General features: G+C 64.5%; 26 protein-coding genes. 13 read left to right on the top strand and 13 right to left on the bottom strand.

Annotated elements, in window-relative coordinates:
* Nucleotides 1-15: 15 nt before the first annotated feature.
* From JQK15_RS08140 to JQK15_RS08130, 3 genes are all read right to left on the bottom strand, one after another.
* Complete coding sequence (locus JQK15_RS08140; RefSeq protein ID WP_037508075.1) at nucleotides 16-330, bottom strand: L-rhamnose mutarotase; 315 nt, start codon at nucleotides 328-330, stop codon at nucleotides 16-18.
* Between the two features lie 103 nt (nucleotides 331-433).
* The gene (locus JQK15_RS08135; RefSeq protein WP_214865131.1) at nucleotides 434-1,969 is read right to left on the bottom strand and encodes a rhamnogalacturonidase; all 1,536 of its coding nucleotides are present in this window, start codon (nucleotides 1,967-1,969) and stop codon (nucleotides 434-436) included.
* Between the two features lie 12 nt (nucleotides 1,970-1,981).
* Entirely contained in the window at nucleotides 1,982-3,196 is a 1,215-nt protein-coding gene (locus JQK15_RS08130; protein ID WP_214864773.1) for a rhamnogalacturonan acetylesterase, read from the bottom strand.
* Between the two features lie 338 nt (nucleotides 3,197-3,534).
* On the opposite strand from JQK15_RS08130, the gene JQK15_RS08125 reads away from it, so the two are divergent.
* On the top strand, nucleotides 3,535-6,489 hold the full coding sequence (locus JQK15_RS08125) for a TonB-dependent receptor (protein WP_214864771.1): 2,955 nt from the start codon (nucleotides 3,535-3,537) through the stop codon (nucleotides 6,487-6,489).
* 153 nt (nucleotides 6,490-6,642) lie between these two features.
* On the opposite strand, the gene JQK15_RS08120 is transcribed toward JQK15_RS08125, so the two are convergent.
* From JQK15_RS08120 to JQK15_RS08090, 7 genes are all read right to left on the bottom strand, one after another.
* Nucleotides 6,643-7,419 (bottom strand): IclR family transcriptional regulator, encoded by a 777-nt coding sequence (locus tag JQK15_RS08120; protein WP_125987977.1) that lies wholly within the window; start codon nucleotides 7,417-7,419, stop codon nucleotides 6,643-6,645.
* A gap of 162 nt (nucleotides 7,420-7,581) precedes the next feature.
* A complete protein-coding gene (gene pal / locus JQK15_RS08115) occupies nucleotides 7,582-8,094 on the bottom strand; it encodes a peptidoglycan-associated lipoprotein Pal (protein ID WP_214864769.1) in 513 nt (170 codons plus the stop codon).
* A 119-nt stretch (nucleotides 8,095-8,213) separates the two neighbouring features.
* A complete protein-coding gene (gene tolB / locus JQK15_RS08110; protein ID WP_214864767.1) occupies nucleotides 8,214-9,548 on the bottom strand; it encodes a Tol-Pal system beta propeller repeat protein TolB in 1,335 nt (444 codons plus the stop codon).
* Nucleotides 9,545-10,516, bottom strand: a complete 972-nt coding sequence (gene tolA, locus JQK15_RS08105; protein ID WP_214864765.1) for a cell envelope integrity protein TolA — start codon at nucleotides 10,514-10,516, stop codon at nucleotides 9,545-9,547. The genes tolB and tolA overlap by 4 nt, the downstream gene beginning before the upstream one ends.
* Nucleotides 10,517-10,534: 18 nt before the next feature.
* Nucleotides 10,535-11,005: a protein TolR gene (tolR, locus tag JQK15_RS08100; RefSeq protein ID WP_004209369.1), complete on the bottom strand. Its 471-nt coding sequence runs from the start codon at nucleotides 11,003-11,005 to the stop codon at nucleotides 10,535-10,537.
* Entirely contained in the window at nucleotides 11,005-11,724 is a 720-nt protein-coding gene (gene tolQ, locus JQK15_RS08095; protein ID WP_214864763.1) for a protein TolQ, read from the bottom strand. The genes tolR and tolQ overlap by 1 nt, the downstream gene beginning before the upstream one ends.
* Nucleotides 11,721-12,191 (bottom strand): YbgC/FadM family acyl-CoA thioesterase, encoded by a 471-nt coding sequence (locus tag JQK15_RS08090; protein ID WP_004209371.1) that lies wholly within the window; start codon nucleotides 12,189-12,191, stop codon nucleotides 11,721-11,723. Before JQK15_RS08090 ends, tolQ begins: the two co-directional genes overlap by 4 nt.
* Nucleotides 12,192-12,359: 168 nt before the next feature.
* On the opposite strand from JQK15_RS08090, the gene JQK15_RS08085 reads away from it, so the two are divergent.
* Nucleotides 12,360-13,238, top strand: coding sequence for a 3-hydroxybutyryl-CoA dehydrogenase (locus JQK15_RS08085; RefSeq protein WP_214864761.1), 879 nt, complete (start codon nucleotides 12,360-12,362; stop codon nucleotides 13,236-13,238).
* 33 nt (nucleotides 13,239-13,271) lie between these two features.
* Here JQK15_RS08085 and pspF read toward each other — a convergent pair whose 3' ends face one another.
* Nucleotides 13,272-14,303, bottom strand: a complete 1,032-nt coding sequence (gene pspF, locus JQK15_RS08080) for a phage shock protein operon transcriptional activator (protein WP_214864759.1) — start codon at nucleotides 14,301-14,303, stop codon at nucleotides 13,272-13,274.
* Between the two features lie 187 nt (nucleotides 14,304-14,490).
* On the opposite strand from pspF, the gene JQK15_RS08075 reads away from it, so the two are divergent.
* The 10 genes from JQK15_RS08075 (at nucleotide 14,491) to JQK15_RS08030 (ending at nucleotide 18,419) form a co-directional block, all read left to right on the top strand.
* Nucleotides 14,491-14,664, top strand: a complete 174-nt coding sequence (locus tag JQK15_RS08075) for a hypothetical protein (protein WP_007708701.1) — start codon at nucleotides 14,491-14,493, stop codon at nucleotides 14,662-14,664.
* 84 nt (nucleotides 14,665-14,748) lie between these two features.
* Nucleotides 14,749-15,417 (top strand): phage shock protein PspA, encoded by a 669-nt coding sequence (pspA, locus tag JQK15_RS08070; protein ID WP_004209375.1) that lies wholly within the window; start codon nucleotides 14,749-14,751, stop codon nucleotides 15,415-15,417.
* 4 nt (nucleotides 15,418-15,421) lie between these two features.
* On the top strand, nucleotides 15,422-15,688 hold the full coding sequence (gene pspB / locus JQK15_RS08065) for an envelope stress response membrane protein PspB (RefSeq protein ID WP_004209376.1): 267 nt from the start codon (nucleotides 15,422-15,424) through the stop codon (nucleotides 15,686-15,688).
* A gap of 1 nt (nucleotide 15,689) precedes the next feature.
* The gene (gene pspC / locus JQK15_RS08060; RefSeq protein WP_004209378.1) at nucleotides 15,690-16,070 is read left to right on the top strand and encodes an envelope stress response membrane protein PspC; all 381 of its coding nucleotides are present in this window, start codon (nucleotides 15,690-15,692) and stop codon (nucleotides 16,068-16,070) included.
* A 42-nt stretch (nucleotides 16,071-16,112) separates the two neighbouring features.
* Nucleotides 16,113-16,403 carry a hypothetical protein gene (locus JQK15_RS08055; protein WP_004209379.1) on the top strand — a complete coding sequence of 97 codons (291 nt, stop codon included), beginning with the start codon at nucleotides 16,113-16,115 and terminating at the stop codon, nucleotides 16,401-16,403.
* A gap of 27 nt (nucleotides 16,404-16,430) precedes the next feature.
* The gene (locus tag JQK15_RS08050) at nucleotides 16,431-16,775 is read left to right on the top strand and encodes a hypothetical protein (protein WP_004209381.1); all 345 of its coding nucleotides are present in this window, start codon (nucleotides 16,431-16,433) and stop codon (nucleotides 16,773-16,775) included.
* A gap of 29 nt (nucleotides 16,776-16,804) precedes the next feature.
* Nucleotides 16,805-17,056 carry a hypothetical protein gene (locus JQK15_RS08045; RefSeq protein ID WP_007708693.1) on the top strand — a complete coding sequence of 84 codons (252 nt, stop codon included), beginning with the start codon at nucleotides 16,805-16,807 and terminating at the stop codon, nucleotides 17,054-17,056.
* A gap of 28 nt (nucleotides 17,057-17,084) precedes the next feature.
* Nucleotides 17,085-17,318 carry a hypothetical protein gene (locus JQK15_RS08040; protein WP_010339237.1) on the top strand — a complete coding sequence of 78 codons (234 nt, stop codon included), beginning with the start codon at nucleotides 17,085-17,087 and terminating at the stop codon, nucleotides 17,316-17,318.
* Nucleotides 17,319-17,435: 117 nt separating this feature from the next.
* Entirely contained in the window at nucleotides 17,436-17,870 is a 435-nt protein-coding gene (locus JQK15_RS08035; protein ID WP_037519416.1) for a SufE family protein, read from the top strand.
* Between the two features lie 51 nt (nucleotides 17,871-17,921).
* A complete protein-coding gene (locus tag JQK15_RS08030) occupies nucleotides 17,922-18,419 on the top strand; it encodes a hypothetical protein (RefSeq protein WP_214864758.1) in 498 nt (165 codons plus the stop codon).
* A 46-nt stretch (nucleotides 18,420-18,465) separates the two neighbouring features.
* Here JQK15_RS08030 and ggt read toward each other — a convergent pair whose 3' ends face one another.
* Together ggt and JQK15_RS08020 are read right to left on the bottom strand one after the other, a co-directional pair.
* Nucleotides 18,466-20,175: a gamma-glutamyltransferase gene (ggt, locus tag JQK15_RS08025; RefSeq protein ID WP_214864755.1), complete on the bottom strand. Its 1,710-nt coding sequence runs from the start codon at nucleotides 20,173-20,175 to the stop codon at nucleotides 18,466-18,468.
* Nucleotides 20,176-20,245: 70 nt separating this feature from the next.
* Complete coding sequence (locus JQK15_RS08020; protein WP_214864753.1) at nucleotides 20,246-21,298, bottom strand: quinone-dependent dihydroorotate dehydrogenase; 1,053 nt, start codon at nucleotides 21,296-21,298, stop codon at nucleotides 20,246-20,248.
* A gap of 345 nt (nucleotides 21,299-21,643) precedes the next feature.
* On the opposite strand from JQK15_RS08020, the gene JQK15_RS08015 reads away from it, so the two are divergent.
* Complete coding sequence (locus JQK15_RS08015; RefSeq protein ID WP_214864751.1) at nucleotides 21,644-22,588, top strand: helix-turn-helix domain-containing protein; 945 nt, start codon at nucleotides 21,644-21,646, stop codon at nucleotides 22,586-22,588.
* Nucleotides 22,589-22,687: the final 99 nt, after the last annotated feature.

Here is a 22,687-nt window from a genome sequence, read left to right as displayed (position 1 = left end):
AGCCTGTCCCTGCACTCAATCCATGTGGAACAGCAGCGACAGCGGCCATTCCTTGGGCTGGTTGCTCGGCTGCACCTCCATCAGTGGCGCCATATAATCCCACCAGCGCTTCATGATCGGATGGTCGGGCAGGCTGTCGCGGCTGTTGTCCTCGCGCAGCTTCAGCACCGCGAACAGGCTCAGCGTCTCTTCGTCCAGGAAGATCGAATAATCATGGATGCCCGATTCGGTCAGCAGTGCCGACAATTCGGGCCAGATCTCGTCATGGCGCTTGCGATATTCCGCGACCACGCCGGGCTTGAGCTGCATCTTGAAGGCGTGGACGGACATCGGCTCTCCCCTATGAACCATATTATGGAACTCGAAACCGATATTTGGGTAACATCGTCCCACATGTTCGTCAAATGCTAAGAATGGGTGGGACGATGCTGGTTCAGCGCGCCAGGATCGGGCTGTTGCGGATCGTCAGCCCCGCGACATCGTCGAACAGCGCCGGTGGCCGCGCGTCGGGCGTCGCCGTCTCGGCGGTAAAGCGCTCGATCGTCAGCCGCTCGGCATGGCGCGCCCATAGCGCCCAGCTGGGCAGCACGCCGAACATGCTGGGTTCGGGATAGGCATCGGCCAGTTCCTCCGGCCTGCGCGCCGCATCCTGCGCGGTGCCGCCACCCTGATAGGCCAGATGCACGTCGCGCAGCGTCACGTCGCGCACCGGATGGCCCGGCAGGCCGGCAATGCTTGTGGCAAATCTGTGATCGATCCCGCGCGCATCCACCTCGCTGATCTCCACGCCGGCGATCGCGCCGATGCCAGTGCCATCCGGCCCGCGTCGCCGGTCGCCGATGCGCAGGAAGATCGGCGCGGTCGTCACCTCGCGCATGGTCAGCCGCCGCGCGACGATATTCTCCATCACCCCGCCGTCGACGGTTTCCAGTGCCAGCCCACGGCAGCGGGTGAAGCGGCAATCCTCGATCCGGATATTGCGATATCCGCCATTGCTCTCGGTGCCGAGCTTGATGCGGCCGGTGACCCGGTCCTGGTCGGGTGCGATCTGCTGCGTGCTGCGTTTCGTGCCGTCCAGCATCGATCCCATGTCATAACCGGACACGTCGCAGTCGCGGATCAGGATATTCTCCGATGCGATCGCCCGCCCCAGCGCATAGCTGCTCTTGACGACGATGCCGTCATCATTGGGCGAATTGACCCGGCAGCGTTCCACCACCACGTCGCGCACGCAATCGAGGTCGATGCCGTCGCGCTCGGTATCGATCGCCAGATTGTCGATGCGCAATTGCTGGGTGCCGGTCGCGATGATCGCGAAATGCCCGCCTTTCAGGATCGAAAAGCCGCTCAAATGAATGTTGCGGCCGTTCTTCAGCGCAATCGCCTTGTTGCCAAGGCCGTTCATCTTGGCGGCATCGGGCTCCAGCTCGGCAATCTGTGCGTCGCTCATCCCGCGCATCGACAGCGGCCGTTCGCCGGCCTGCTTCTTCCAGCGCGCGCCCGGCCCGTCGCGGGTCAGGCCCAGGCCGTGGATCATGCCGGGGCCAAGAATGGCGACCTCGACCAGATCCTCGCCCCAGATCAGGCTGTTGTGCCAATGGCTATGGCCGAAATCCTGGTAAAGCTGCTCGATCCCCGCTTCGGGCAGGTCATAACGGCCGGCATGGCGCGCCGGATCAGCCGCCTCGATCACCGCGCCGTCGCCGATGACCAGAGTGACATGGCTCTTCAGCCGGATCGAGAAACTCAGATAGCGGCCGCGCGGCAGCAGCACCGTGCCACCCCCCGCCTGCGACGCGGCCAGGATCGCGGCATTGATCGCATCGCTGTCGATCGCGACACCGTCGCCCCGCGCGCCATGGTCGCGCACGTCGAACCGCCGCGTCGCATGACCGGCAAAGGGGAAGGCGGTGCCGGGCGCCAGCAGCGCGCCGGCGGCCAGGCCCAGGCTCATCTCGCGCCGGCTCATCTTCAGCATGCCTCAGTTGCCCGCCGGACGCACATCGCTATGTGCCCGGCTCGGCACGATCGCCACCTGCGCCGCGCTCGGCGGTTGGGTCGGCACAAAGGGTGCGGCGACGATATGCGGCGCCAGTTCGGGAATCTGCGCCCTGATCCGTTCGGCCACCGCACTCGCCATCAGCCAGGCGCCATAATTATTATGATGGGTTCGATCATTCCCACCAGCGTTGAAGGCGGTGGGGGCGACTTCCGGCCCTAGTGCTTCATAAATGGCGCGGCTGTCGGCATTGAGGTCGATCAGCGGCACGCGCTCCTCGGCCGCCAATTTGCGCACTGCATCGGCATAAAGGCCCAATGTGTCCTTGATCTTGCCATGCGTGTCGAAATTGCCCCGTTCCGGCGATGTCACCAGCACTGCATGGGCGCCGCGCCGCCGCGCCTCGGCGATATAGGCGCGAAGATAGGCGGGGTAGGTGTTCGCCGCATCGACATAGGTCTGCGGCCATTCCTGCTTCTGGTCATTATGGCCGAACTGGATGAACAGCCAGTCGCCCGGCTTGACCGCCGACAGCAGCTTGTCGAAGCGCAGGTCGGTGAGGAAGGATTTCAGCGTCGCACCTGAACGCGCATGATTGGCCACGGCAACCGTGCCGTCCAGCATCGCCGGCAGCATCTGACCCCAGCTTGCCGCGGGTTCGGCTGCTTGATCGGTAACCGTCGAATCGCCGGCGAGGAAAATCGTGGGCGCCGTCACCGGCTCGATCTTCACGGAGCTGAGTTTCGGCTGGCCAAGAAATTCCAGGGTGAGGCGATCATCCCAGCTATATTCCCGGATATCGACGCTGGGCAGGCGGACGGCATTGCCGCCAGGGGCATTGGCGGGCGGTGGCGGCAGCGCGGGGCTGCGGACATTGACCAGAAATTGGCGCTGGACGAACTCACCCTTTTTCGTAGCGACGTTACGCAGCATCAACCGGCGGGCTTCAGCCTTGACCGTGGTTTCGCCGGCCATCTTGCGATCGCCCAGCGTCAGCGTCACCCGATAGGTGCCATCGGGCACCGCCACCGAAAACAGAAAGTCGCTATCCGTGCTCCCCGGTTCCATGCCGTGGCCGCCCGCACGGTACGGTGTTTGCCGTTCAACGCTACCTGGCGACAGATCGAAGGTCAGGACGGAGGGCTGGGACGGTGCCCCGGCCATCAGAAACAGGGCAAGAGCAGAGCTAAGGGGCATGGCGCAGTGTATCCCGAACTGGGCTGGCGAGACAAATAGGGGAGCGCGCCAAGACGCGCTCCCCCAAGAAAACCGCCCGTGCAGAGGCGGAAGCAGGAATCCGGTCGCGATCACGATGGGATCGGTCTCATAAATTGATAGCATGATCCATATATAGGGAAAAAATTCCGGTCAATCCCTCCCTGCATCCAATGCGATCAGCGTCATGGTGATCCACAGTGTGGAACTTGCGATCATATTATGATTTTTATGGAAATGTCGTGAAATATAATATAGTGTGACACAAAATTTCACATAGTGGGAATGCTGGCGAGGGCCGGCACATTGGGGAGGAAGTCATGATCGAGCATTACAGCCGTATTGCGTCCGCGCGCCGTTCGTCGGTGATCGCGCTGGCCGTCGCCATGATGGCGGGCGCGCCGGCCTTTGCGCAGGACCAGGCGCCGCAGGCACAGCCTGACCAGGAAAATGCCGACATCGTCGTCACCGGCTTCCGCGCCTCGCTCAACAGTGCGCTCAGCATGAAGCGGCAGGAAGCCGCTGCGATCGATTCGATCGTCGCCGAAGATATCGGCAAGTTCCCCGACTCCAACCTTGCCGAATCGATGCAGCGCGTGCCGGGCATCGCGCTCCAGCGCGGCGACGGCGGCGAAGGCCGCAACATCTCGGTCCGCGGCCTTGGCCCGGCCTTCACCCGCACCCGCATCAACGGCATGGAAGGCACGTCGCAGACCGGTTCGTCGGACATTTACGGCGCCGGCAACAATGGCCGCAGCTTCGACTTCAACGTCTTCCCGACCGAAATCTTCTCGGCCCTGTCGGTGCGCAAGACGCCCTCGGCCGATGTCGAGGAAGGCTCGCTCGGCGCGACGGTCGATCTGAGTGCGCCCAAGCCGATGGACCAGAAGGAGGATTTCGTCCTCTCGATGACCGCGCGCGGCGTCTATAACGAACTGTCCAAGGAGGTCGATCCGCGTGCCTCGCTGCTGATATCGAAGAAGTTCGGCGACAGCGGCTTCGGCATCCTCGGTTCGGTCGCCTATCAGAAGCGGCACATCCGCGAAGTCGGCTATTCGGCGGTCGACATCCTGTCGGCAAACGCCAATGGCGGCTTCTGTTCGCCGCTTGGCGCGCCGATCAACACCGCCGGCCAGACGGCTGCGCAACTGGCGGCGCGCGGCGTGACCGCCACCGATTGCAGCACGGGCAATCCGCGGACCAGCGATGCCGGCGCCTATCAGACGATCCAGGATCTGCGGCGTGACGACCTGGCCAGCACGCCCGGCAGCGGCGCCTTCCTGCCGCGCCTGCCGCGTTACCTCAACAGTGAACAGAATCAGGAGCGTATCGGCGGGTCGCTGTCGTTCCAGTTCAACCCGGATGATGATACCGACATCTCGCTCGACCTGCTCTATTCGCGGTTCGAGGTCACCCGGCGCGACAATTATATCGCGGCAGTGTCCTTCGCCCGCAACGCCTCGAATCTTGGCCAGCCCATGACATCGGTGCGTGACGTGGAGTTCGACGAAAATGGTTCGTTGCTCTACGGTCTGTTCGATGGTGTCGATGTCCGTTCCGAAGGACTGGTCGATCATTTCGTTTCGACCTTCAAGCAGGCAAACCTGAATTATAAGCGCCAGCTCAACGACAGTCTGGAAATCAGCGGCGTCGTCGGGTTCAACCAGTCGATCTGGGACGGCAAGAAGCGTCTCCAGACTTTCATCGACGCGGTCGATACCGATGGTTTCTCGATCGACTTCCGCGACGGCGGTAGCACACCCAAGCTGGGCTTCGGTGTCGACGTCAATGATCCGGCCAGCTTCGCCTATGCGCCGAGCCTGGCGAACGGCACGGTCTATGGTGGCTTCAGCTTCCAGGGCAAACCGTCGAAGAACACCACCGACAACATGACCGCTGAAACCAACCTGAAATGGACGGTCAGCGATGCCTTCTCGATCAAGGCGGGCGCGCAATATCGGCGCAGCAATTTCCTGTCGACCTTCCTGAACACCTACAATGCTGACCGTATCGTGCAGGCCCTCCCGGCCGGCACGACGCTGGCCGATATCACCACCACCATCACCGGCGTCGACAAGCTGTGGGGCAATGGTGCGCCGTCCAGCTGGGTGGCGATCGATCCCGACAAATGGGCCAGCACCTTCAACTTCGATGCGGTCCGCTATTGCGGCGTGGAGTGCGGCGGTGGACGCAGCCGGGTGCGCGAAGAAGTCATGAGCAGCTATCTCATGGCCAATTTCGACCTGAGCGACGCAATCGGGTTCGGTGTGCGCGGTGACGTCGGCGTGCGCTACGTCAAGACCGACATGTTCTCCTCCGGCTATATCACCGTGGCGAATGCCGCGTCGCCTACCGGTGTGGCCGGCCAGTTCAAGTCGGCGAGCAACAACTATGACGATTGGTTGCCCTCGGCCAACATCGTCGTTGAACCGATCGACAATCTGCTCGTCCGCTTCTCTGGTGCTAAGGTCTTGTCACGGCCTGAACTGGGTCTGCTGACGCCGACCGTGACGATCAATCCGACGACCCGCGTCGGCACCATCAGCAATCCCTTCCTCGATCCGATCCGCGCCAATACGTTCGACGTCGCGGTGGAATGGTATTTCCGTCCGGGTTCGCTGCTCTCGGCTGCCTTCTTCTACAAGGACATCAAGAGCTTCATCCAGAATGTGAACAGCCAGATCGCGTTCAACCAGCTGGGTCTGCCCGATGCCTTGCTGATCGGCGGTAACGCCGTACCGACCGACGACTTCACCATTTCGCAGCCGTTCAACACGCCGGGCGGCAAGCTCAAGGGTATCGAGCTCAATGCCCAGATCCCCTTCACCTTCCTCGACGGCTTCTTCAGCAATTTCGGCGTGCTGGCCAATTACACCCACGTCACGTCGAAGATCGATTATATCCTGGCCAGCGCGAACGGCGTGCCGACCGTGACGACCACGGCGGACCTGGTCGGCCTGTCGCCCAACACCGCGTCGGGCACGCTCTATTATGAGGATGACAAATTCTCGATCCGCACCACCGGCAACTTCCGCGACAAGTTTATCCGCGGCATTCCGGCCTCGCCGGGCAGCGATCTTCAGGGCAATGCCAAGACCTTCTACATGGATGCGTCGGCCAGCTATAATGTCACCGATCGCCTGAAGATCATCGTCGAGGCGCAGAACCTGACCGACGAACAGAACCGCCTCTATATCGACAGCCAGCGTCAGGACACGCTGTTCGAAACCCGCATCGGTCGCACCTTCACCTTCGGCGTGACCTACCGGATGTAATTTCCCAGTCTTCCCCAAACTTGGAGCCTGATCGTCTGAGGTGGAAGCGCTTCGCGCTTTCACCGAAGGCGTGAATCAGGCTCCATTTTTATGTGGCAGGCGCGGCTACCTACGGTGACCGCGCCCATTTTCTTGTTTGGGACGAAAGGAAATTCAGCGCTGGCCGCTGAAGCCCACCGCGGCGCTGATCTGTTCGGCCGACTTCATCACCTGCTCGGCCAGCGCCGGGCGGACATCGTCGGTCAGATAATGGGCCGCGCTCGCGATCGAGATGGCGACGCAGATCTGCCCCTTGGCATCGCGCACCGGCACCGCGATCGACCGCACGCCATCGCCCAGTTCGCTGTCATGCAGCACTTCGCCGCGCGCCTTGTGGATGCGCATTTCTGCAATATAGGCGTCGATCTGCTTGCGGCTGGCCTCGCCGCCCTTGGCCTCGACATAGAGCCGTTCCCAGGTCGCCTCATCCTCGTCCAGCAGCAGCGCCTTGCCCAGGCCCGTTTCGGCCACCGGGCGGCGATCGCCCGGTGCGGTTGCGACGCGCAGCCGCTGGTTGCCGGTCACCCGGTCCAGATGGCGCGACCAGTCGCCCTCGCGCTTGCCCACGAACACGCAGAAGCCGGTCTTTTCCGACAGTAATTCCATGAACGGGCGGGCGACGCGGACATAGTCGATCTGCTCGGTGGCCAGCACGCCCAGCTGCAACAGCTTGGGGCCGAGCGCGAAGCCGTTGCGCGTCACCGCCAGATAGTCGCGCGATTTCAGCGCCTGCACCAGCCGGTGTGCCGTGGTCTTGCTCATGCCCAGCTTGCGGGCCAGATCGGCGGCACGGATCGGCCCGTCGATCACCTCGTCCATGATATCGAGCGCGCGCATCAGCGTCTGCGTGCCCTTAACGCCCTGTTCCTGCTTCTCTTCGCCATCTTGCATATGTTTTTTCGCTTCCTGTTTTCGTCCCATATATAGGGTCGTCCCACATATCGGAAACGAATTTCGCAAAGACGGAACGAAGATCGCGGCTGGCCCAAAAACATAAGGGCCCGCCGATCGAAATCGGCGGGCCCATAGCCGTCAGTCGCGACCCGACGGGGATCAATATTGGACGGTAACGGTCACTGCGCGGCGGTTCTGCGCCCAGCTTGCCTCGTCCGAACCCAGAGACGCCGGCCGTTCCTTGCCATAGCTCACGGTGTTGATGCGGCTGGGCGAAATGCCCAGCGATGCGAGATAATTTTTGGCAGCATTGGCGCGACGGTCGCCCAGCGCGATATTGTAATCGCGGGTGCCGCGTTCGTCGGCATGGCCTTCGATGGTGATGCGGACATTGGGGTTCTGCTGCAGCCAGGCGGCCTGGCTCTGCAGCGTCGCCTGATCCTCGGCATCGACATCATATTGGTCGAGGCCAAAGAAGATGCGGTCGGACGACACCGACGCGACGAAATCTTCCTGGCTGCCCTTGACCGGGCCGGTCTGGCCAACCGGACCGCCCGTCTGGGTCGTGTCGCTGCCACCCGGCGCCGGCGGCAGTTCGGCCGGCGGCTTCTTCGAGCAGGCGGCGAGGGCCAGGACGGCGGTTGCCATGAGCAGGGGCCGGGTGATCTTCATCGGGGTCTCCTAAGGATATCGCCATTCTGCCACCCGGACGGGCAACAGCATGGTTGGTAAAAATCGTTACGCTGTCAAGACGATAGGGTTCCCTATCGCGTCGAAAAGCTGTGGAAAACTTATGGCAGCAATGGACCCCAGGCCGGGTCGGAGCCACTGAGCGGTGTCGGGATGCGCCGTTCGTTCACGCCGGTCAGGTCGACCTGCCACACCTGGCTGCTGCCCTGGCGGCCCGGCGTGGTGCGGAAGAATTGCAGCACGCGGCCATTGGGCGACCAGGTCGGCTGCTCGTCCTGCCAGCCATTGGTCAGGACGCGCTCATTGTCGCCGCTCGGCGTCATCACCGCGATCTTGAAATCGCCCGACAGCTTGGTGAAGGCAATGAGGTCGCCGCGCGGGCTCCATTCGGGCGTCGCATAGCGGCCGCCGCCATGGCTGATGCGGCGCTGGTTCGACCCGTCGGCATTCATCACATAGATTTGCTGTCCGCCCGACCGGTCGCTTTCGAACACGATCTGGCGGCCGTCGGGCGAATAGGAACCGCCGACATCGATGCCCGGCGAATTGGTCAGCCGCACCGGCGCGCCGCCCTGGGCGGACACGCGATAGATGTCGGTATTGCCCGACACCGCCATCGAGAACAGGATGTTGCGGCCATCGGGCGACCAGCGCGGCGCGAAGGTCGTGTTGTTGCTTTCGGTCACCAGCCGCTGCTGCCCGGTGCCGATGTCATAGACATAGATGCGCACCCGGCTGCCCAGATAGCTCACATAGACGATCGACTTGTAATCGGGCGAGAAGCGCGGGGTCAGGGCGATCGACTGGCCATTGGTGATGAAGCGGTGGTTGGCGCCATCGGAATCCATGATGGCGAGGCGCTTGACGCGGTTATCCTTCGAGCCGCTCTCGGCGATATAGGCGATGCGGCTGTCGAAGAAGGGGCTCTCGCCCGACAGGCGGGCATAGATGGCGTCGGCGCATTTATGCGCGGCGCGGCGCCAGTCGCGCGGGGCGACGACATAGCCCTGGCGCGTCAGTTCCTGCTTCAGCGCCACGTCATAAAGGTAACAGCCCACGGTAATGTCCGCCTCGCCGCCGGTGGTGCGGACAAAGCCCTGCACCAGCGCCTGATAGGCACCCCATTTGTCATAGACCGGGTTGGTCACTTCCGGGAAAGCGAGCGCGGGCGTGCCGGCCGGGCCGGACGGATCGAACAGGCCCGATCCCTTGAGGTCGGTGGCGATCACTTCGGCGATCTTGCGGCCCAGTTCATTGGCGGTGCCGGCCGGGGTCGCCACATCCTGCTGCGCCGGCAGGGCGGGCACCGCGATCTTGAGGTTGCTGTCGATATCGCCGGTCACGTCGACCGACAGCTGAGCCAGCGCGGGCATGGCGGTGAAGGCGAGCAGGGCGGCGGTCGCCGCGGCCAGGCGGCGGAGCAGGGTCGTCGTCATCGGGTCAGCCTCGCGTCAAAGCGGAGTGGCCGCAGCCATTTCCATTGTTCATAATATTCGGGCGGCAAATTGCGGAAGGGCGATGCCAGTTTGACCGCCTGGATCGCGCGTTCCGCATGCAGCTTGGCCTGGGGCCGGTTGCTGGCGGTGACGCCCAACTGGTCGATCACTTCGGGCGTGCCGATCACCGCGCCATTCTTGTCCAGCCGCACTTCCAGCAGGGTCACCAACTGATCGGCATCCGCGCCTGACGGCGGGCGCCAGTTGGGCTTGAGCTGCCGGCGGATTTCGGCATCCAGCGCCGCCTTCTGCTGCGGCCCCATGGCGGCGGCCTGCGGTGCGGCGGCGGGTTTGCGCGGCGCGTCGGCGCTGGTGTCGATCCCTTTCAGGAAATCATTGCCCAGCAGCGATCCCTTGGGTTTGGCCGCGGCCTTGCCCGATCCCGATGCTGCGGCCGGCTTGGCGGCCTTGGGTGCAGGCTTGGCGCTGGCCTTGGCCGGCGCGGCGGCCGCTGCCTTGGGCTTCTCCGGCGCCGGCTTCGCCCTGGGCTTTTCCGCCGGCTTTTCGGGTGCCGGCTTGGGCTTGGGCGCCACCTTGGGCGTTTCCTTCTTCGGCGGCGTTGGCTTCGGCTTGGGCGGCGCGGGCTTCGCGACTTCCTTGGGCGGGACCGGCTTTGGTTTGGCCGGCGCCGGGGTCGGCTCGGGCACGGGGGCCGGCTCGGGCTGGGCAGCGGGCGCGGCATCCTCGGTCGGGCCCTTTTCAGGCGCGACGCTGGGCGGTGGCGGCTCGGTCGAGATGCGCGGCGCGGTCGATTGCAGCGCCACCTCGTCCACCAGGCTGACATCCATCGGCGGGCTGTTCAGCTTCAGCGGATTGGGCGTCGCCAGGAACCCGGCCGACAGCAGGCCGAACAGCAGGACATGTCCTGCCGTCGCAACGCCAAGGCCGATTTTTTCCGCGCGTTCCATCGGTTTGACCTATGGCCCCTATTCTGAACCTGCGCTGACATCGTCGGCGCCGTCCTGCCCGCCGGTGCTGACCAGCGCCACCTTGTTGAGGCCGGCCCGGTTGAGCTCGCCCATCACCCGCATCACCCGGCCATAATCCAGCGCCGTGTCCGCCCGCAGGAAGATCTGCGGCGCGTCAGGCTTGCCGGCATTGGCCGATACGATCTCGGCCAGCCGGTCGGGCAGGTCGGCGTCGCTGACCACATCCTCGTCGACATAGATGGCGCCGTCGCGATCGATCGACACCACGGTCGGCTTGGCATCCTGGTCCAGCCCCTTGGCGCGCGTCTCGGGCAGGTTCACCGGCACGCCGGTCACCAGCAGCGGCGCGGTCACCATGAAGATGATCAGCAGCACCAGCATGACGTCGACCAGCGGCGTCACGTTGATATCCGCCATCGGCGCGCGATTGCGCCCGCGCCGACCGGATGGAGGACCGGACATCGCCATCAGCGTTGGGCCTCAAGCTCGCGGCTCAGCGTCGCGTAGAAGCCATCGGCAAAGCGGTTGAGGCGCGATTCCATCCGGTTGATGCCATGGCTGAACCGGTTGTAGGCGATCACCGCCGGGATGGCGGCGAACAGGCCGATCGCGGTCGCGAACAGGGCCTCGGCAATGCCCGGCGCGACGACGGCGAGCGAGCTGTTCTGCGCCGCGGCGATTGAGGTGAAGGCGCGCATGATGCCCCAGACGGTGCCGAACAGGCCGACGAACGGCGCCACCGAACCGACCGTCGCCAGGATGTTCAGCCGGTCCGACAGCCGGTCGACCTCGGCCGCGATCGTGCTCGACATGCTGGTCGCCAGCCGGTCGCGCGTGCCGTCGCGGTCGATCACCTTCTGCGCGGTGGAGCGGCGCCATTCGGTGACGCCGGCGGCCATCACCTTGGCGGCCGGGAATTCGGCCTTGCCGCGGGCTTCATAGAAACGGTCGATATCGTCCGCCTTCCAGAAATCCGCCTCGAACGTGCGGCTCTGCTTGCTCGCCTTGCGCAGGGTGAAGCTGAAGCCGATGATGATCGCCCAGGTCCAGATGCTGGCCAGCAACAGGCCCAGCATCACCCCCTTCACGACGATGTCGGCCTGCAGGAACAGGGCGAGCGGCGAAATGGTGGCGGCGTCGGCTGCGGCGCCCATGGCGGTGCCGACGTCAGGCATGGACAGGTTCATGGGTGGATGTCTTCCCCTCGCATCAAACGGCTGAAAATCTCGATCCAGGGGCGCGGCTGGCGCTGCGGTCGTCCCTGGGGTGTCAGATAGGCGACGGTGATGACGCCGTCGGTCAATATGTCCTCGCCGCGCATGACTCTTTGCTGAATGACGCAGCTGGCGGCCCGCACCTCCATCACCTGGCTGACGACCATCAGGTCATCGTCCAGCCGGGCGGGGCGGCGATAGGCGAGTTTCAGGTCGGTGACGGCATAGACGCCTTCGCCGCCTTCATGATTGGCGCGCTGGTCGATGCCGGCGATGCGCAGCATGTCGGACCGGGCGCGCTCCATATAGCGCAGATAATTGGCGTGATAGACTAGCCCCGACAGGTCCGTATCCTCGAAATAGATGCGCAGCGGGAAATGATGCACGGCGGCGATGAACCGTCCGGATGCGGGCGCTGGCAGGGGATCGGCAAGGGGCATGGGCGGCTATTAAGCATGGCGTGCGGTTCGCGCAAAGGCGGAAAATCGCGTGGGCGAACCATCCATCCGTCGCGATGGCCCGTTCGCCGCCCGCGAAGGGGCTTGGCGCGCGGCCTTACTTGTCGGTAGGGGGGGGCTGGAACGAACATTTGGTGAGGAGAATGGGACATGACCGACATAAAGACCGTGGGCGTGATCGGCGCCGGCCAGATGGGGGCGGGCATTGCCCAGGTCGCCGCCCAGGCCGGCTATGACGTGATCCTGTCCGACATCGATCTGCCCCGCGCCGAAAAGGGCAAGGCCGGCATCGCCAAGCTGCTGGCCCGCGCGGTCGAAAAGGAAAAGATCAGCCAGGCCGACGCCGATGCCGCACTTGCCCGCATCACCCCGGTCGGCGAGATCGCGCCGCTCGCCGGCGCCCAACTGGTGATCGAGGCCGCGACCGAGCGCGAAGAGGTCAAGCGCACCATCTTCACAAATGTCGGCAAGATCCTGGCGCCCGACGCCATCCTCGCCACCAACACCTCGTCCATCCCGATCACCCGCCTCGCCCAGGCCGCGCCCGATGCCAGCCGCTTCGTCGGCGTCCATTTCTTCAATCCGGTGCCGGTGATGGTGCTGGTCGAGGTCATTCGCGGCCTCGCCACCTCGCCGGAGACTGTCGCCGCGGTCGAGGGTTTCGCCGCGAAGATCGGCAAGACCACGGTCCATGCCTTCGACGCGCCCGGCTTCGTCGTGAACCGCATCCTGCTGCCGATGCTGAACGAGGCGGTGTTCGTGCTGGGTGAGGGCGTCGGCAGCGTCACCGACATCGATCAGGGCTGCAAGCTTGGCCTCAACCATCCGATGGGGCCGCTGACCCTGCTCGATTTCGTCGGCCTCGACACCGCCCTCGAAATCCTCAACGTCTTCCTCACCACCACCGGCGATCCCAAATATCGCCCGGCGCCGCTGCTGGTCAAATATGTCGAGGCCGGCTGGTATGGCCGCAAGACCGGCAAGGGCTTCTATGATTATTCGGGCCCGGAACCCGTCCCAACCCGTTAAAAAAACTATCCGGTGGGGCGGCCTCGTGCCGCCCTATCCCGCGCTCAGCCCATGTTTCTTCATGCAATGGCGCAACTGGTCATAGGTCAGGCCCAGCCCCTTGGCGGTCGCCCGCTGATTATAGCGGAACCGCTCCAGCGCCGCCCGCACGATCGCCGCCTCATGCGCGTCGACCGCCGATTTGAGATCGGTGACATCGCCATGGCCGTTCGTCACCGATGCGGTCACCGGTGCCGGTGCCGCATTTTCCGCTGATGGCGCCGCAGTCCCCGGCATCATCGGGCGCGGTTTCCAGGGCGAGGCGAAGGGATCGAACACAATGGACGAGATCGGCCGCCCCGGCTCGGGCCAGCGATAGACCGCCCGCTCCACCACATTGCGCAGTTCGCGCACATTGCCCGGCCAGCCATAGCCTTCCAGTTCGGCCGCGCAGGCGGCGGAGAAACCCGGCCATTGCGGCCAGTTGAGTTCCGCTGCCATGCGCCGGCCGAAATGGTCGGCCAATACCGTTATGTCGCCTTCGCGCGCGCGCAGCGGCGGCAGGGTGATGACCTCGAAGCTCAATCGGTCGAGCAGATCGGGGCGGAAGCGCCCGGCATCGGCGGCGGCGGGCAAATCTTCGTTGGTCGCCGCGACGATGCGGACGTCGACCATCACCGGTCGCGACGATCCGATCCGCGTCACCTCGCCATATTCGATCACGCGCAGCAGCCGCTCCTGTGCCGCCATCGACAGCGTGCCCAGCTCGTCCAGGAACAATGTGCCGCCGTCGGCTTCCTCGAACCGGCCCGGCCGCGCCTTGGTCGCGCCGGTGAAGGCGCCCTGTTCATGGCCGAACAGTTCCGCCTCGATCAGCGTCTCGGGCAGGGCGGCACAGTTCATCACGATCAGCGGCTCGCCCCAGCGCGGCGACAGGTGATGTAGGCGCTCGGCGATCAGTTCCTTGCCGGTGCCGCGTTCGCCGATCACCAGCACCGGGCGATTAAGTTCGGCGGCCCGCCCGGCCAGCTCGACGGCGTCGAGAAAGGCCAGCGACTGGCCGACAAACTGGGTATTTTTCTCCATGTGCCAAAATATGGGGAAATTTCCCAACTTTCAGCAAGCAAAATCTTTGCGCAGCCGTGCCAAATCCTGAAAAAATGGCTGTTTTCTGCGCTTTTCGAAAATTGGCACGGCCTCTGCAATGTTGGGAACGAAGCCGCTGCACAGACAGGCGGCACCATTAGAAGGCCAGGTTCAAGGAGTGTTGAAGATGGAAAAGAACAGCAACAGCGTTCGCGAAATCGGTCAGCTGATGTCGGTCGCCATTGCCGCCGTCCTGTTCGGATCGACCATGATCCTTTCGGCGGTCGGCCCGGCCCGCGCCAGCGAAGCCCCGGTCCTCGCGACCCAGGATACCCCCGCGACCCTGCGCTATCTGGCGTAAGGCCGCACGACCCAGGCCGGGGCGGAAATGCCCCCTCTCGTCCGCCCCGGCCCCCTTGAAGAGAAGACCAGGAGCACCGTTAAAATGGGTATTTTCTCCCGCACCCGAGACATCATCGCCGCCAATGTCACCGACCTGCTCGACAAGGCCGAAGACCCGGCGAAGATGATCCGCATGATCATCCTCGAAATGGAGGAGACGCTGGTCGAGGTGCGCGCGTCCGCCGCTCGCACGATCGCCGACCAGAAGGAAATGCGTCGCCACATCGGCAAGCTGCAGGCTTTGCAGGACGGCTGGACCGAAAAGGCACAGCTCGCCCTCAGCAAGGACCGTGAGGATCTTGCCAAGGCTGCTTTGGTCGAACGCCAGAAGGCCGCCGACATGGCCGAGCATCTCTCCCACGAGATCGAGGTGCTGGACGAGGCGCTGAAGGCGTCGGAAGAGGATATCGCCAAGCTGCAGGGCAAGCTGCGCGAGGCGCGTGCCCGCCAGAACAGCCTGGTCAGCCGCATGGAAAGCGCGCAGAACCGCCTGCGGGTGCGCGAAGCCTATGCCGGCGAGAAGGTCAACGAAGCCTTTGCCCGCTTCGACATGCTCGAACGCCGCGTCGATATGGCCGAAGGCCGCGCCGATGCCATGGGTCTGGGCGCGCAGCCCAAGACGCTGGAAGAGGAAATCGCGGAGTTGAAGTCGGCCGACAAGGTCGATGCCGATCTCGCCGCGCTCAAGGCCTCGATGAACAAGGGAGCCTGATTCCATGGAAGACGTCTTCTTGCCTATCATGGTCTGCGGCATGCTGTTCATCGGCATGCCCTGGCTGATCTTCCACTATGTCACCAAGTGGAAGCAGGCGCCCAAGATCACCGACGAGGATGAGCGGCTGCTGGACGAACTCCACCTGCTCGCCCGCCGTCTCGAAGACAGGCTGCAGACGGTCGAACGGATCGTCGCAGCCGACAATCCCGACTTCCGCCCGCAACGTCCGGCACAGGACGATAATTACGATTTCGACCGGAGGAACTGACATGAGCGCCCGCCGCACCAAATTCTATCTCGACAAGCAGAATGGCAAGTGGATGGGCGTGTGCTCCGGCATCGCCGACTATACCGGGATCGACGTGGTCTGGGTCCGGGTCGGCGCCGTGCTGGTGACCCTCATGGGCGCCTTCCCCTGGACGCTGATCGCCTATTTCGCCGCCGCCTATTTCGCCGATGCCAAGCCCCAGGGCCTTTATTCGGATCGGGACGACGAGAAATTCTGGCAGGGCGTGCGCACCAACCCGGCGCGCTCCACCCGCGACGTCCGCTCCAAGTTCCGCGACATCGACCGCCGCCTCGCCGACATCGAGGTCTATTATACCAGCCGCAACACGCGCCTCGCCGACGAGATCGACAGCCTGCGCTGAAGCATAGCCAGGACAGGGCAGCAATAACGGGGAGTTAAGGCCATGAATTTCGCAGGACCGACCTTCGTTCTGGCCATCATCGCCATGTCGACGCTGGGCTGGATGTTCACCACCTGGGTCCGTGCCCGCCATGGTTATCCGGTTGAAAATGAATGGACGGGCACCGTTCATCGAACAGATCCCGACGCCGGTCGAAAAATCGACCTTCTTTCAAGTGAAAACGAAAAGCTGACTGGCCGCATCAGCCGCCTCGAAGAACGCATCGCAGTCCTCGAACGGATCGCCACCGATCCCGCCGCCCGGACCGCGCGCGATATCGACGCGCTGCGCTGACGCTGGCCGGCAAGGGGAGTAAAGGACATGAACAAGACCGACATGGTAGACGCCTTCGTCATGCCCAACCTGCCGTGGATCATCGGCGGCGGGCTTCTGATCGGGGCGATGGCGATCGGCGGGTGGATCTTCACCACCTGGCTCCGCGTCCGCAACGGTTACCCGCTGGAAAATAGCTGGGGCAAGGCGGTCTATCCGCAGAAGAACGAAGAACTGGTCGAGCGCATCAAACTGATCAGCCAGGAAAATGCCCAGCTGCGCGCCGAAATCGGCTCGATGAAGGACCGGCTCGCCGTGGTCGAGCGGATCGTCACCGACGAAAGCCATCAGCTCAATCGCGAAATCGAGCGGCTGCGCGGCCCGGCGAACTGATCGCCCCGCGCGCCCAAGGGAGGAATGACATGAATCCGTTCGAAATGGTCGTCGCCATCGTCGCGATCACCGCCATCGCCAGCGTCGTTCGCGCCAAATATGGCGTCGTGCGCCGCCACAAGGGCGAGGATTTCATCCAGCGCGGTCCCGATCCGGAGGCCGAACGCCTCCGCGCCGAAGTGAAGGCGCTCAAGGACCGCGTTGCCGTGCTGGAGCGGCTCGCCACCGACAGTTCGACCGCGCTGGAGCGCGAATTCGAGAAGCTCAAGGACCGCGACTGATCGCGGCAAAGGACACAGGGAGGACATCATGCAGGATCCCCTCTTCTACCTCACCATGGCCACCGCCGGCCTCGCCGGCCTCACCATCGTCGCCTTCGCGTCGCTGCGCGGCTGGAACGGCTGGCTCGACCTCAAGCGGGCGGAACTGAGCCGCCGCAGCGAGGAAGCCGCCCCACCATCGGCCGCCGCCCGGATCGAGGTCGCCGACCTCAAGGAACGCATCCGCAAGCTCGAAGCCATCGCCGCCGGCGTCGACCTGTAACGGCTCTTCTCCGTTCGCCCTGAGCGAAGTCGAAGGGCCAGGCTGAGCCAGGGGCGAAGCCGCGTCCCTCCGCTTGGGGGCCGGTTTCGGGCTTTCCCGCACCGCTTTTCCCCCTATATGGGCGGCATGACCGATCAACCCGCCCCGATGCCCGTTCTGGCCGACCTCCAGGAAGAATATGAATTTCTCGACGCCGATGATCGCTATCGCCTGTTGATCGATCTCGGCCGGGGGCTGGAGGATATGCCCGACGCGCTCAAGACCGATACGACGCTGGTGCGGGGCTGCTCGGCGGCGGTCTGGGTCTATCCCACGGTGCTCGACGATGGCCGGCTCCATTTCCTCGCCGACAGCAATGCCGCCATCACCAAGGGGATCATCGCGCTGGTGCTGCTGACCGTGCAGGATCGCGCCCCGGCACAGATCGGCGCGACCGATATAGAGGGCGCGCTCGCCCCCTTCGACCTCAAGAACCAGCTCAGCTCCAACCGCACCCAGGGCATTCCCAACATGATCGCCCTGATCCGCGAGACCGCTGCCCGCTACGCCTGACGGAAACTCCCGCGCATCCCCGCGTTCTTGCCTGACAAGGAGAATGCGACAATGCGCCATATCATGCCCCTCGCCATGCTCGGCATGCTGGCCGCCTGTTCGGGCGGGGACAAGAAGGAACCGACCCAGCGCGACCAGATCGGCCAGGTCTGGAAATATGAAACCGCCGGCGCCAGCCAGAAGGTCGCCTATATCGGCAGCGCCAACAGCGTGCAGACCATGACCGCCGCCGACACCTTCTCGGTGCTGATGGTCCAGCCCATGTCCAATGGCGAAAAGACGGTGACGGTGAAGCTGGTCGGCGCGCCCTTCCAGTGCGACCTGTCCGACTGCGCGGTCGATGCGAAGACCGATGATGGCAAGGCCCATCGCTGGAAGGGCCGCATGACCGAAGCGAAGGACGGGATCGAGATCATGCCCTCGCAAAATGCCTATGAGGCGATCGCCAAGGCGAAAAGCGTGAAGGTAAACCTCGCCGTCGGCCCGAAGGACCAGCGCTTCCCGTTCGAATTCAACGTCGCCGGGCTCGACCTCAAGAAGGGCGCCTGAAGCGCGACTGGCGAGCGCGACGCTGCGCTCGCCATGATCGCCTGCCTTATTCCTGCAGCGACACGCCGGGGCTGCGCGGGTCGGCGGCGCCGATCCAGTGGCCGTCGGCGGTCCGCTCGGCGGCATTGGCCTTGAGGCCCAGGCGCGAGATGATGACGCGGTGGCCCAGTTTTTCCAGTGGCGCCTTCATCGCTTCCAGCGACGTGCCCTGTTCCAGCACCAGCCCGTCACCATTGAAGAATTCCAGGCCCAGCGCGATCGAATCCTGCGCCGACAGGCCCCAGTCGAAATGGGCGATCAGCGCCTTGGCGACCTGCATGATGATGGTCTTGCCGCCGGCCGCGCCGACGGTGAAGATCGGCATGCCCTTGTCGTCATAGACGATGGTCGGCGACATGGACGACAGCGGCCGCTTGCCCGGCTCCACCCGGTTGGCGACCGGCGCGCCATTCTTCTCGGGCGTGAAGCTGAAATCGGTCAGCTCATTGTTCAGCACCACGCCATTGGCGACCAGCTGGCTGCCGAAGAAGCTCTCGATCGTCGATGTCCAGGCCGCGATGTCGCCATTGCGGTCCACCGCGACGAAATGGCTGGTGCCGCTTTCCGGCTGGGGCAGGGCGCTGGTGCGCGGCTGCGCCCCGGCGGGCAGGCCGGGCTTATAGGCACCCAGCGCCTTGTTCAGCCGGATCTCGCCCGACCGCTGCTTCAAATAAGCGGGATCGATCAGCCCGGCGATCGGCACATGGACGAACTCGGGGTCGCCCAGCCAGGTGTCGCGATCCGCATAGGCGAGCTGCATCGCTTCGCCGATGACGTGCCAGGAGCGCGGATCATCCTTGCCCCACTGCGCCAGCGGGAAGCGCTCGACCATGCCCAGCACCTGCAGCACGGTGATGCCGCCGGCCGACGCCGGCCCCATGCCGCACACCGTATAGACGCGATAATGGCCACATACCGGCTTGCGGTCCTTGACCTGGTAATTGGCCAGATCGTCGGTCGTCATCGGCACCGGGTTCCGCGGCGCAGTGGTGACCGCCTTGGCGATCGCCTGCGCATTCTCGCCCAGATAGAAGGCGTCCGGACCTTCCGCCGCGATCCGCTTGAACAGGGCGGCGAGCGGCGGATTCTTCAGCGTCGTGCCGACCGCCGGCAACTGTCCGTCGATCCAGTAATAGCTGCGGATTTCCGGGAAATCGGCCCAGATATTCTGCAAGGCCTTCAGCGCCGTGGCGGTGCGCTCGCCCAACTGGAAGCCGTCGTCGGCCAGCCGGATCGCCGGCTGGAACAGGTCGGCCCAGGGCAGCTTGCCCCATTTCTTGTGGGCTTCCCACGCCATGCGCAGATTGCCCGGCACGCCGACCGAATAGCCGCCCGGCCAGGCCTGGACGAAGGGCAGCGGCTTGCCGTCCGCGCCCATGAAACGGTCGGGCCGGGCGGCGGCCGGCGCGGTCTCGCGCCCGTCGATCGATTCCAGCACGCCGCTCGCGCCGTCATGATGCATCAGGAAGCCGCCGCCGCCGATGCCGCTATTATGCGGCTCGACCACGTTCAGCGCCAGCATCATCGCGATCGCCGCGTCGGTGGCGCTGCCGCCCTTGCGCAATATTTCTTGCCCCGCTGCCGCCGCGCGCGGATCGGCGGCGGACACGGTGGCATTCAACGCCACCGGCTCGCGCGCCAGGGCGGTTACGGGCGCCAGGGCAAGGGGGGCAATCAGGGCGAAGGGGGCCAGCAGGCCGGTCAGGCGGGAGGTCATGGCCGGCACCCTAAAGCTCGCATTTCGTTTCGCAACCCGTCTTGTTTCGATCATGTCCGGGAAGGACGGATCAGGCGTCGATCCCCACCACCTCGCCAATATGTCGCACGCCATCGCGCGCCATCAGCGCCTTCAGGCCATCATTGATCCGCTTGGCAAGATAGGGGCCTTCATAGACCAGCGCGCTATAGACCTGCACCAGCGAGGCGCCGGCACGGATGCGGGCATAGGCCTGCTCCGCATTGGCGATGCCACCCACGCCGATCAGCGGCAGCCGGTCGCCCAGCAGCCGCCGGAAATCGCGGATCTTGCCCAGCGACAGATCGGTCAGCGGCGCGCCCGACAGGCCGCCGGTCTCGCTCGCATGGGGCGATTGCAGCGCCGGGCGGGTGATGGTGGTGTTCGACACGATCAGCGCGTCGATCCGATGGTCGATGCAGGCGGCGGCAATATCCTCGATATCGGCCGGCTCCAGGTCGGGTGCCACCTTCAGGAAGATCGGCGGGCCGCCGACGGGTCGTGCCGCCATCACCGCACCCAGCAGGTCGTCCAACGCCGCCCGGCCCTGCAACGCCCGCAGCCCCGGCGTGTTGGGCGAGGAGATATTGACGGTCAGATAATCGGCCAGCGGCGCCATGCAGGTAACGCCGGTGGCATAATCGGCATTGGCGCGCCCGGCCGCCGTCGCTTCCTTGTTCGCGCCAATATTGATGCCGATCACCGGCCCGTCACCCACCGGCCGGCGATAGCGGGCGATGCGGTCGGCGGCGGCGCCCTGGCCGCCATTGTTGAAGCCGAAGCGATTGATCACTGCCCTGTCCTCGACCAGCCGGAACAGGCGCGGCTGGGGATTGCCCGGCTGTGCCAGCGGGGTCAGCGTGCCCAGTTCGGCAAAGCCGAAGCCCAGTCCATGCATCTTGTGCGCGACCTGGCCATCCTTGTCATAGCCTGCCGCCAGACCGACCGGATTGGGAAAGGCGATGCCCGCCACCGTTTGTGCCAGCATCGGGTCGGCCTTCAGCGGGGCCGGGGTCGGCATCATCCGCAGCAGCGCGATCGACAGATTATGGGCGCGCTCGGCATCGAGCGCGAAGAAGAGCGGACGGATCAGGCGATAGGACATGGCCGCGCTATGCCAGCGGTGCCTGCGCAGGTCGAGTCGTGTTGCGTTATTGCAACAACATATTCCCTTGCGTCATTTCATGACAGAAAACGTCATGAATGCGATCCTTTTCGGTCGTCAGATGTCCGATCTGTCCAATAATCTTCCACCGATTCGGGCTTAAAGCCGTCTTGCGACCCGAAGGCTCTAGGCCATTTTGGCTGATGAGACCTTTTCCTGACCCGGCAGTGAAAGCTGCCGGGTCATTTTTTTGTTGCAACGCTGTGGCGAAAAATCGTCATGGTGACGTCATGGCTCTTGCACGGTCGTTGGCCGCGCTCATAATGCCGCCACTGGGGTGAAACTATGGGGCCGCAACATTGGGATCTGCCGCTGAGTGCGGCGCGGGGGGTGGTGCCGGATAATCGCGGGCCATTGTCCTATTCGGTGGATGCCGAACAGGGCCCGGTCCGCTTGCGCTATTTCACCCCGCCGGAAAAGGTCCGACCCTATTTCGGCTCGCTCTACATATTTTCCGTGGCCGCCGACCATTATGCCGACGTCACCCGCGCCGATGTCGCGCAGTTGCGGCTGATGCTGCGGGGCGATGGTCGCTATCATTTTCAGGATGGATCGGTGCAGCGGCCCCCCGCGGTCGGCCTGATCGGCCCCACGCAGGGCGCGACCCGCTTCGAACTGGATGCGCCGACCCGGCTGCTGGGCGTGTCGCTGCTGCCGGCCGGCTGGCTGGCGCTGCATGGCGGCGACGCTGACAAGCTGGCTGATGGCCTGTGTGATCTGGCGGCGGAACGGGACGACGGCTTTCTCGACCTGCTCGCCCAGTTGCAGCGCATGGAGGATGGCGACGCCATGGCCGCGCTCACCTGGTCCTTCCTCGGCGAACGGATCAAGCCGCTGCCCGAAGCGACCTGGGCGATCCTGCGGGCGATCGACAGCTGGCTGATCGGCGAAGGATCGCCGCGGATCGAGGTGCTGAGCGAGATGACCGAATTGTCGCCGCGCCAGCTCGCCCGCATCACCAACAAACTCTATGGCGCCCCGCCCAAGCTGCTCGCCCGCAAATATCGCGCCCTGCGCTGTAGCGCGCGGATCGCGCTCGACCATGAAAGCTGGCAGGCGCTGTGCGACGATGGCAGCTTCTACGACCAGTCGCATTTCATCCGCGAGATCAAGCATTTCATCGGCATGACCCCGCACCAGCTCCAGACCGAACCGACCGCCGTGGTCCAACTCACCCTGCTCCGCCGCACGCTGGGCGGCGATGTCGCGGTGCTCAACCGGCTGAGCTGATCGCCGTTTGGAATGCGCCTTTGGCGTATCCGTACCGGCCTTCAAACGAGGCACGCGACTCGTTTGAACCCCACCCGGCCGCCCATCAGGGTATCATGT

This window comes from Sphingobium sp. BHU LFT2, from assembly GCF_018604485.1.
GTDB lineage: Bacteria > Pseudomonadota > Alphaproteobacteria > Sphingomonadales > Sphingomonadaceae > Sphingobium > Sphingobium yanoikuyae_A.
This window is presented reverse-complemented; position numbering and strand designations above follow the sequence as displayed.

Excerpts from the sequence above, each read along its gene's own strand:
- JQK15_RS08140 (WP_037508075.1), bottom strand. The coding sequence starts at position 330 with ATGTCCGTCCACGCCTTCAAGATGCAGCTCAAGCCCGGCGTGGTCGCG.
- JQK15_RS08135 (WP_214865131.1), bottom strand. The coding sequence starts at position 1,969 with ATGAGCCGGCGCGAGATGAGCCTGGGCCTGGCCGCCGGCGCGCTGCTG.
- JQK15_RS08130 (WP_214864773.1), bottom strand. The coding sequence starts at position 3,196 with ATGCCCCTTAGCTCTGCTCTTGCCCTGTTTCTGATGGCCGGGGCACCG.
- JQK15_RS08125 (WP_214864771.1), top strand. The coding sequence starts at position 3,535 with ATGATCGAGCATTACAGCCGTATTGCGTCCGCGCGCCGTTCGTCGGTG.
- JQK15_RS08120 (WP_125987977.1), bottom strand. The coding sequence starts at position 7,419 with ATGCAAGATGGCGAAGAGAAGCAGGAACAGGGCGTTAAGGGCACGCAG.
- pal (WP_214864769.1), bottom strand. The coding sequence starts at position 8,094 with ATGAAGATCACCCGGCCCCTGCTCATGGCAACCGCCGTCCTGGCCCTC.
- tolB (WP_214864767.1), bottom strand. The coding sequence starts at position 9,548 with ATGACGACGACCCTGCTCCGCCGCCTGGCCGCGGCGACCGCCGCCCTG.
- tolA (WP_214864765.1), bottom strand. The coding sequence starts at position 10,516 with ATGGAACGCGCGGAAAAAATCGGCCTTGGCGTTGCGACGGCAGGACAT.
- tolR (WP_004209369.1), bottom strand. The coding sequence starts at position 11,005 with ATGGCGATGTCCGGTCCTCCATCCGGTCGGCGCGGGCGCAATCGCGCG.
- tolQ (WP_214864763.1), bottom strand. The coding sequence starts at position 11,724 with ATGAACCTGTCCATGCCTGACGTCGGCACCGCCATGGGCGCCGCAGCC.
- JQK15_RS08090 (WP_004209371.1), bottom strand. The coding sequence starts at position 12,191 with ATGCCCCTTGCCGATCCCCTGCCAGCGCCCGCATCCGGACGGTTCATC.
- JQK15_RS08085 (WP_214864761.1), top strand. The coding sequence starts at position 12,360 with ATGACCGACATAAAGACCGTGGGCGTGATCGGCGCCGGCCAGATGGGG.
- pspF (WP_214864759.1), bottom strand. The coding sequence starts at position 14,303 with ATGGAGAAAAATACCCAGTTTGTCGGCCAGTCGCTGGCCTTTCTCGAC.
- JQK15_RS08075 (WP_007708701.1), top strand. The coding sequence starts at position 14,491 with ATGGAAAAGAACAGCAACAGCGTTCGCGAAATCGGTCAGCTGATGTCG.
- pspA (WP_004209375.1), top strand. The coding sequence starts at position 14,749 with ATGGGTATTTTCTCCCGCACCCGAGACATCATCGCCGCCAATGTCACC.
- pspB (WP_004209376.1), top strand. The coding sequence starts at position 15,422 with ATGGAAGACGTCTTCTTGCCTATCATGGTCTGCGGCATGCTGTTCATC.
- pspC (WP_004209378.1), top strand. The coding sequence starts at position 15,690 with ATGAGCGCCCGCCGCACCAAATTCTATCTCGACAAGCAGAATGGCAAG.
- JQK15_RS08055 (WP_004209379.1), top strand. The coding sequence starts at position 16,113 with ATGAATTTCGCAGGACCGACCTTCGTTCTGGCCATCATCGCCATGTCG.
- JQK15_RS08050 (WP_004209381.1), top strand. The coding sequence starts at position 16,431 with ATGAACAAGACCGACATGGTAGACGCCTTCGTCATGCCCAACCTGCCG.
- JQK15_RS08045 (WP_007708693.1), top strand. The coding sequence starts at position 16,805 with ATGAATCCGTTCGAAATGGTCGTCGCCATCGTCGCGATCACCGCCATC.
- JQK15_RS08040 (WP_010339237.1), top strand. The coding sequence starts at position 17,085 with ATGCAGGATCCCCTCTTCTACCTCACCATGGCCACCGCCGGCCTCGCC.
- JQK15_RS08035 (WP_037519416.1), top strand. The coding sequence starts at position 17,436 with ATGGGCGGCATGACCGATCAACCCGCCCCGATGCCCGTTCTGGCCGAC.
- JQK15_RS08030 (WP_214864758.1), top strand. The coding sequence starts at position 17,922 with ATGCGCCATATCATGCCCCTCGCCATGCTCGGCATGCTGGCCGCCTGT.
- ggt (WP_214864755.1), bottom strand. The coding sequence starts at position 20,175 with ATGACCTCCCGCCTGACCGGCCTGCTGGCCCCCTTCGCCCTGATTGCC.
- JQK15_RS08020 (WP_214864753.1), bottom strand. The coding sequence starts at position 21,298 with ATGTCCTATCGCCTGATCCGTCCGCTCTTCTTCGCGCTCGATGCCGAG.
- JQK15_RS08015 (WP_214864751.1), top strand. The coding sequence starts at position 21,644 with ATGGGGCCGCAACATTGGGATCTGCCGCTGAGTGCGGCGCGGGGGGTG.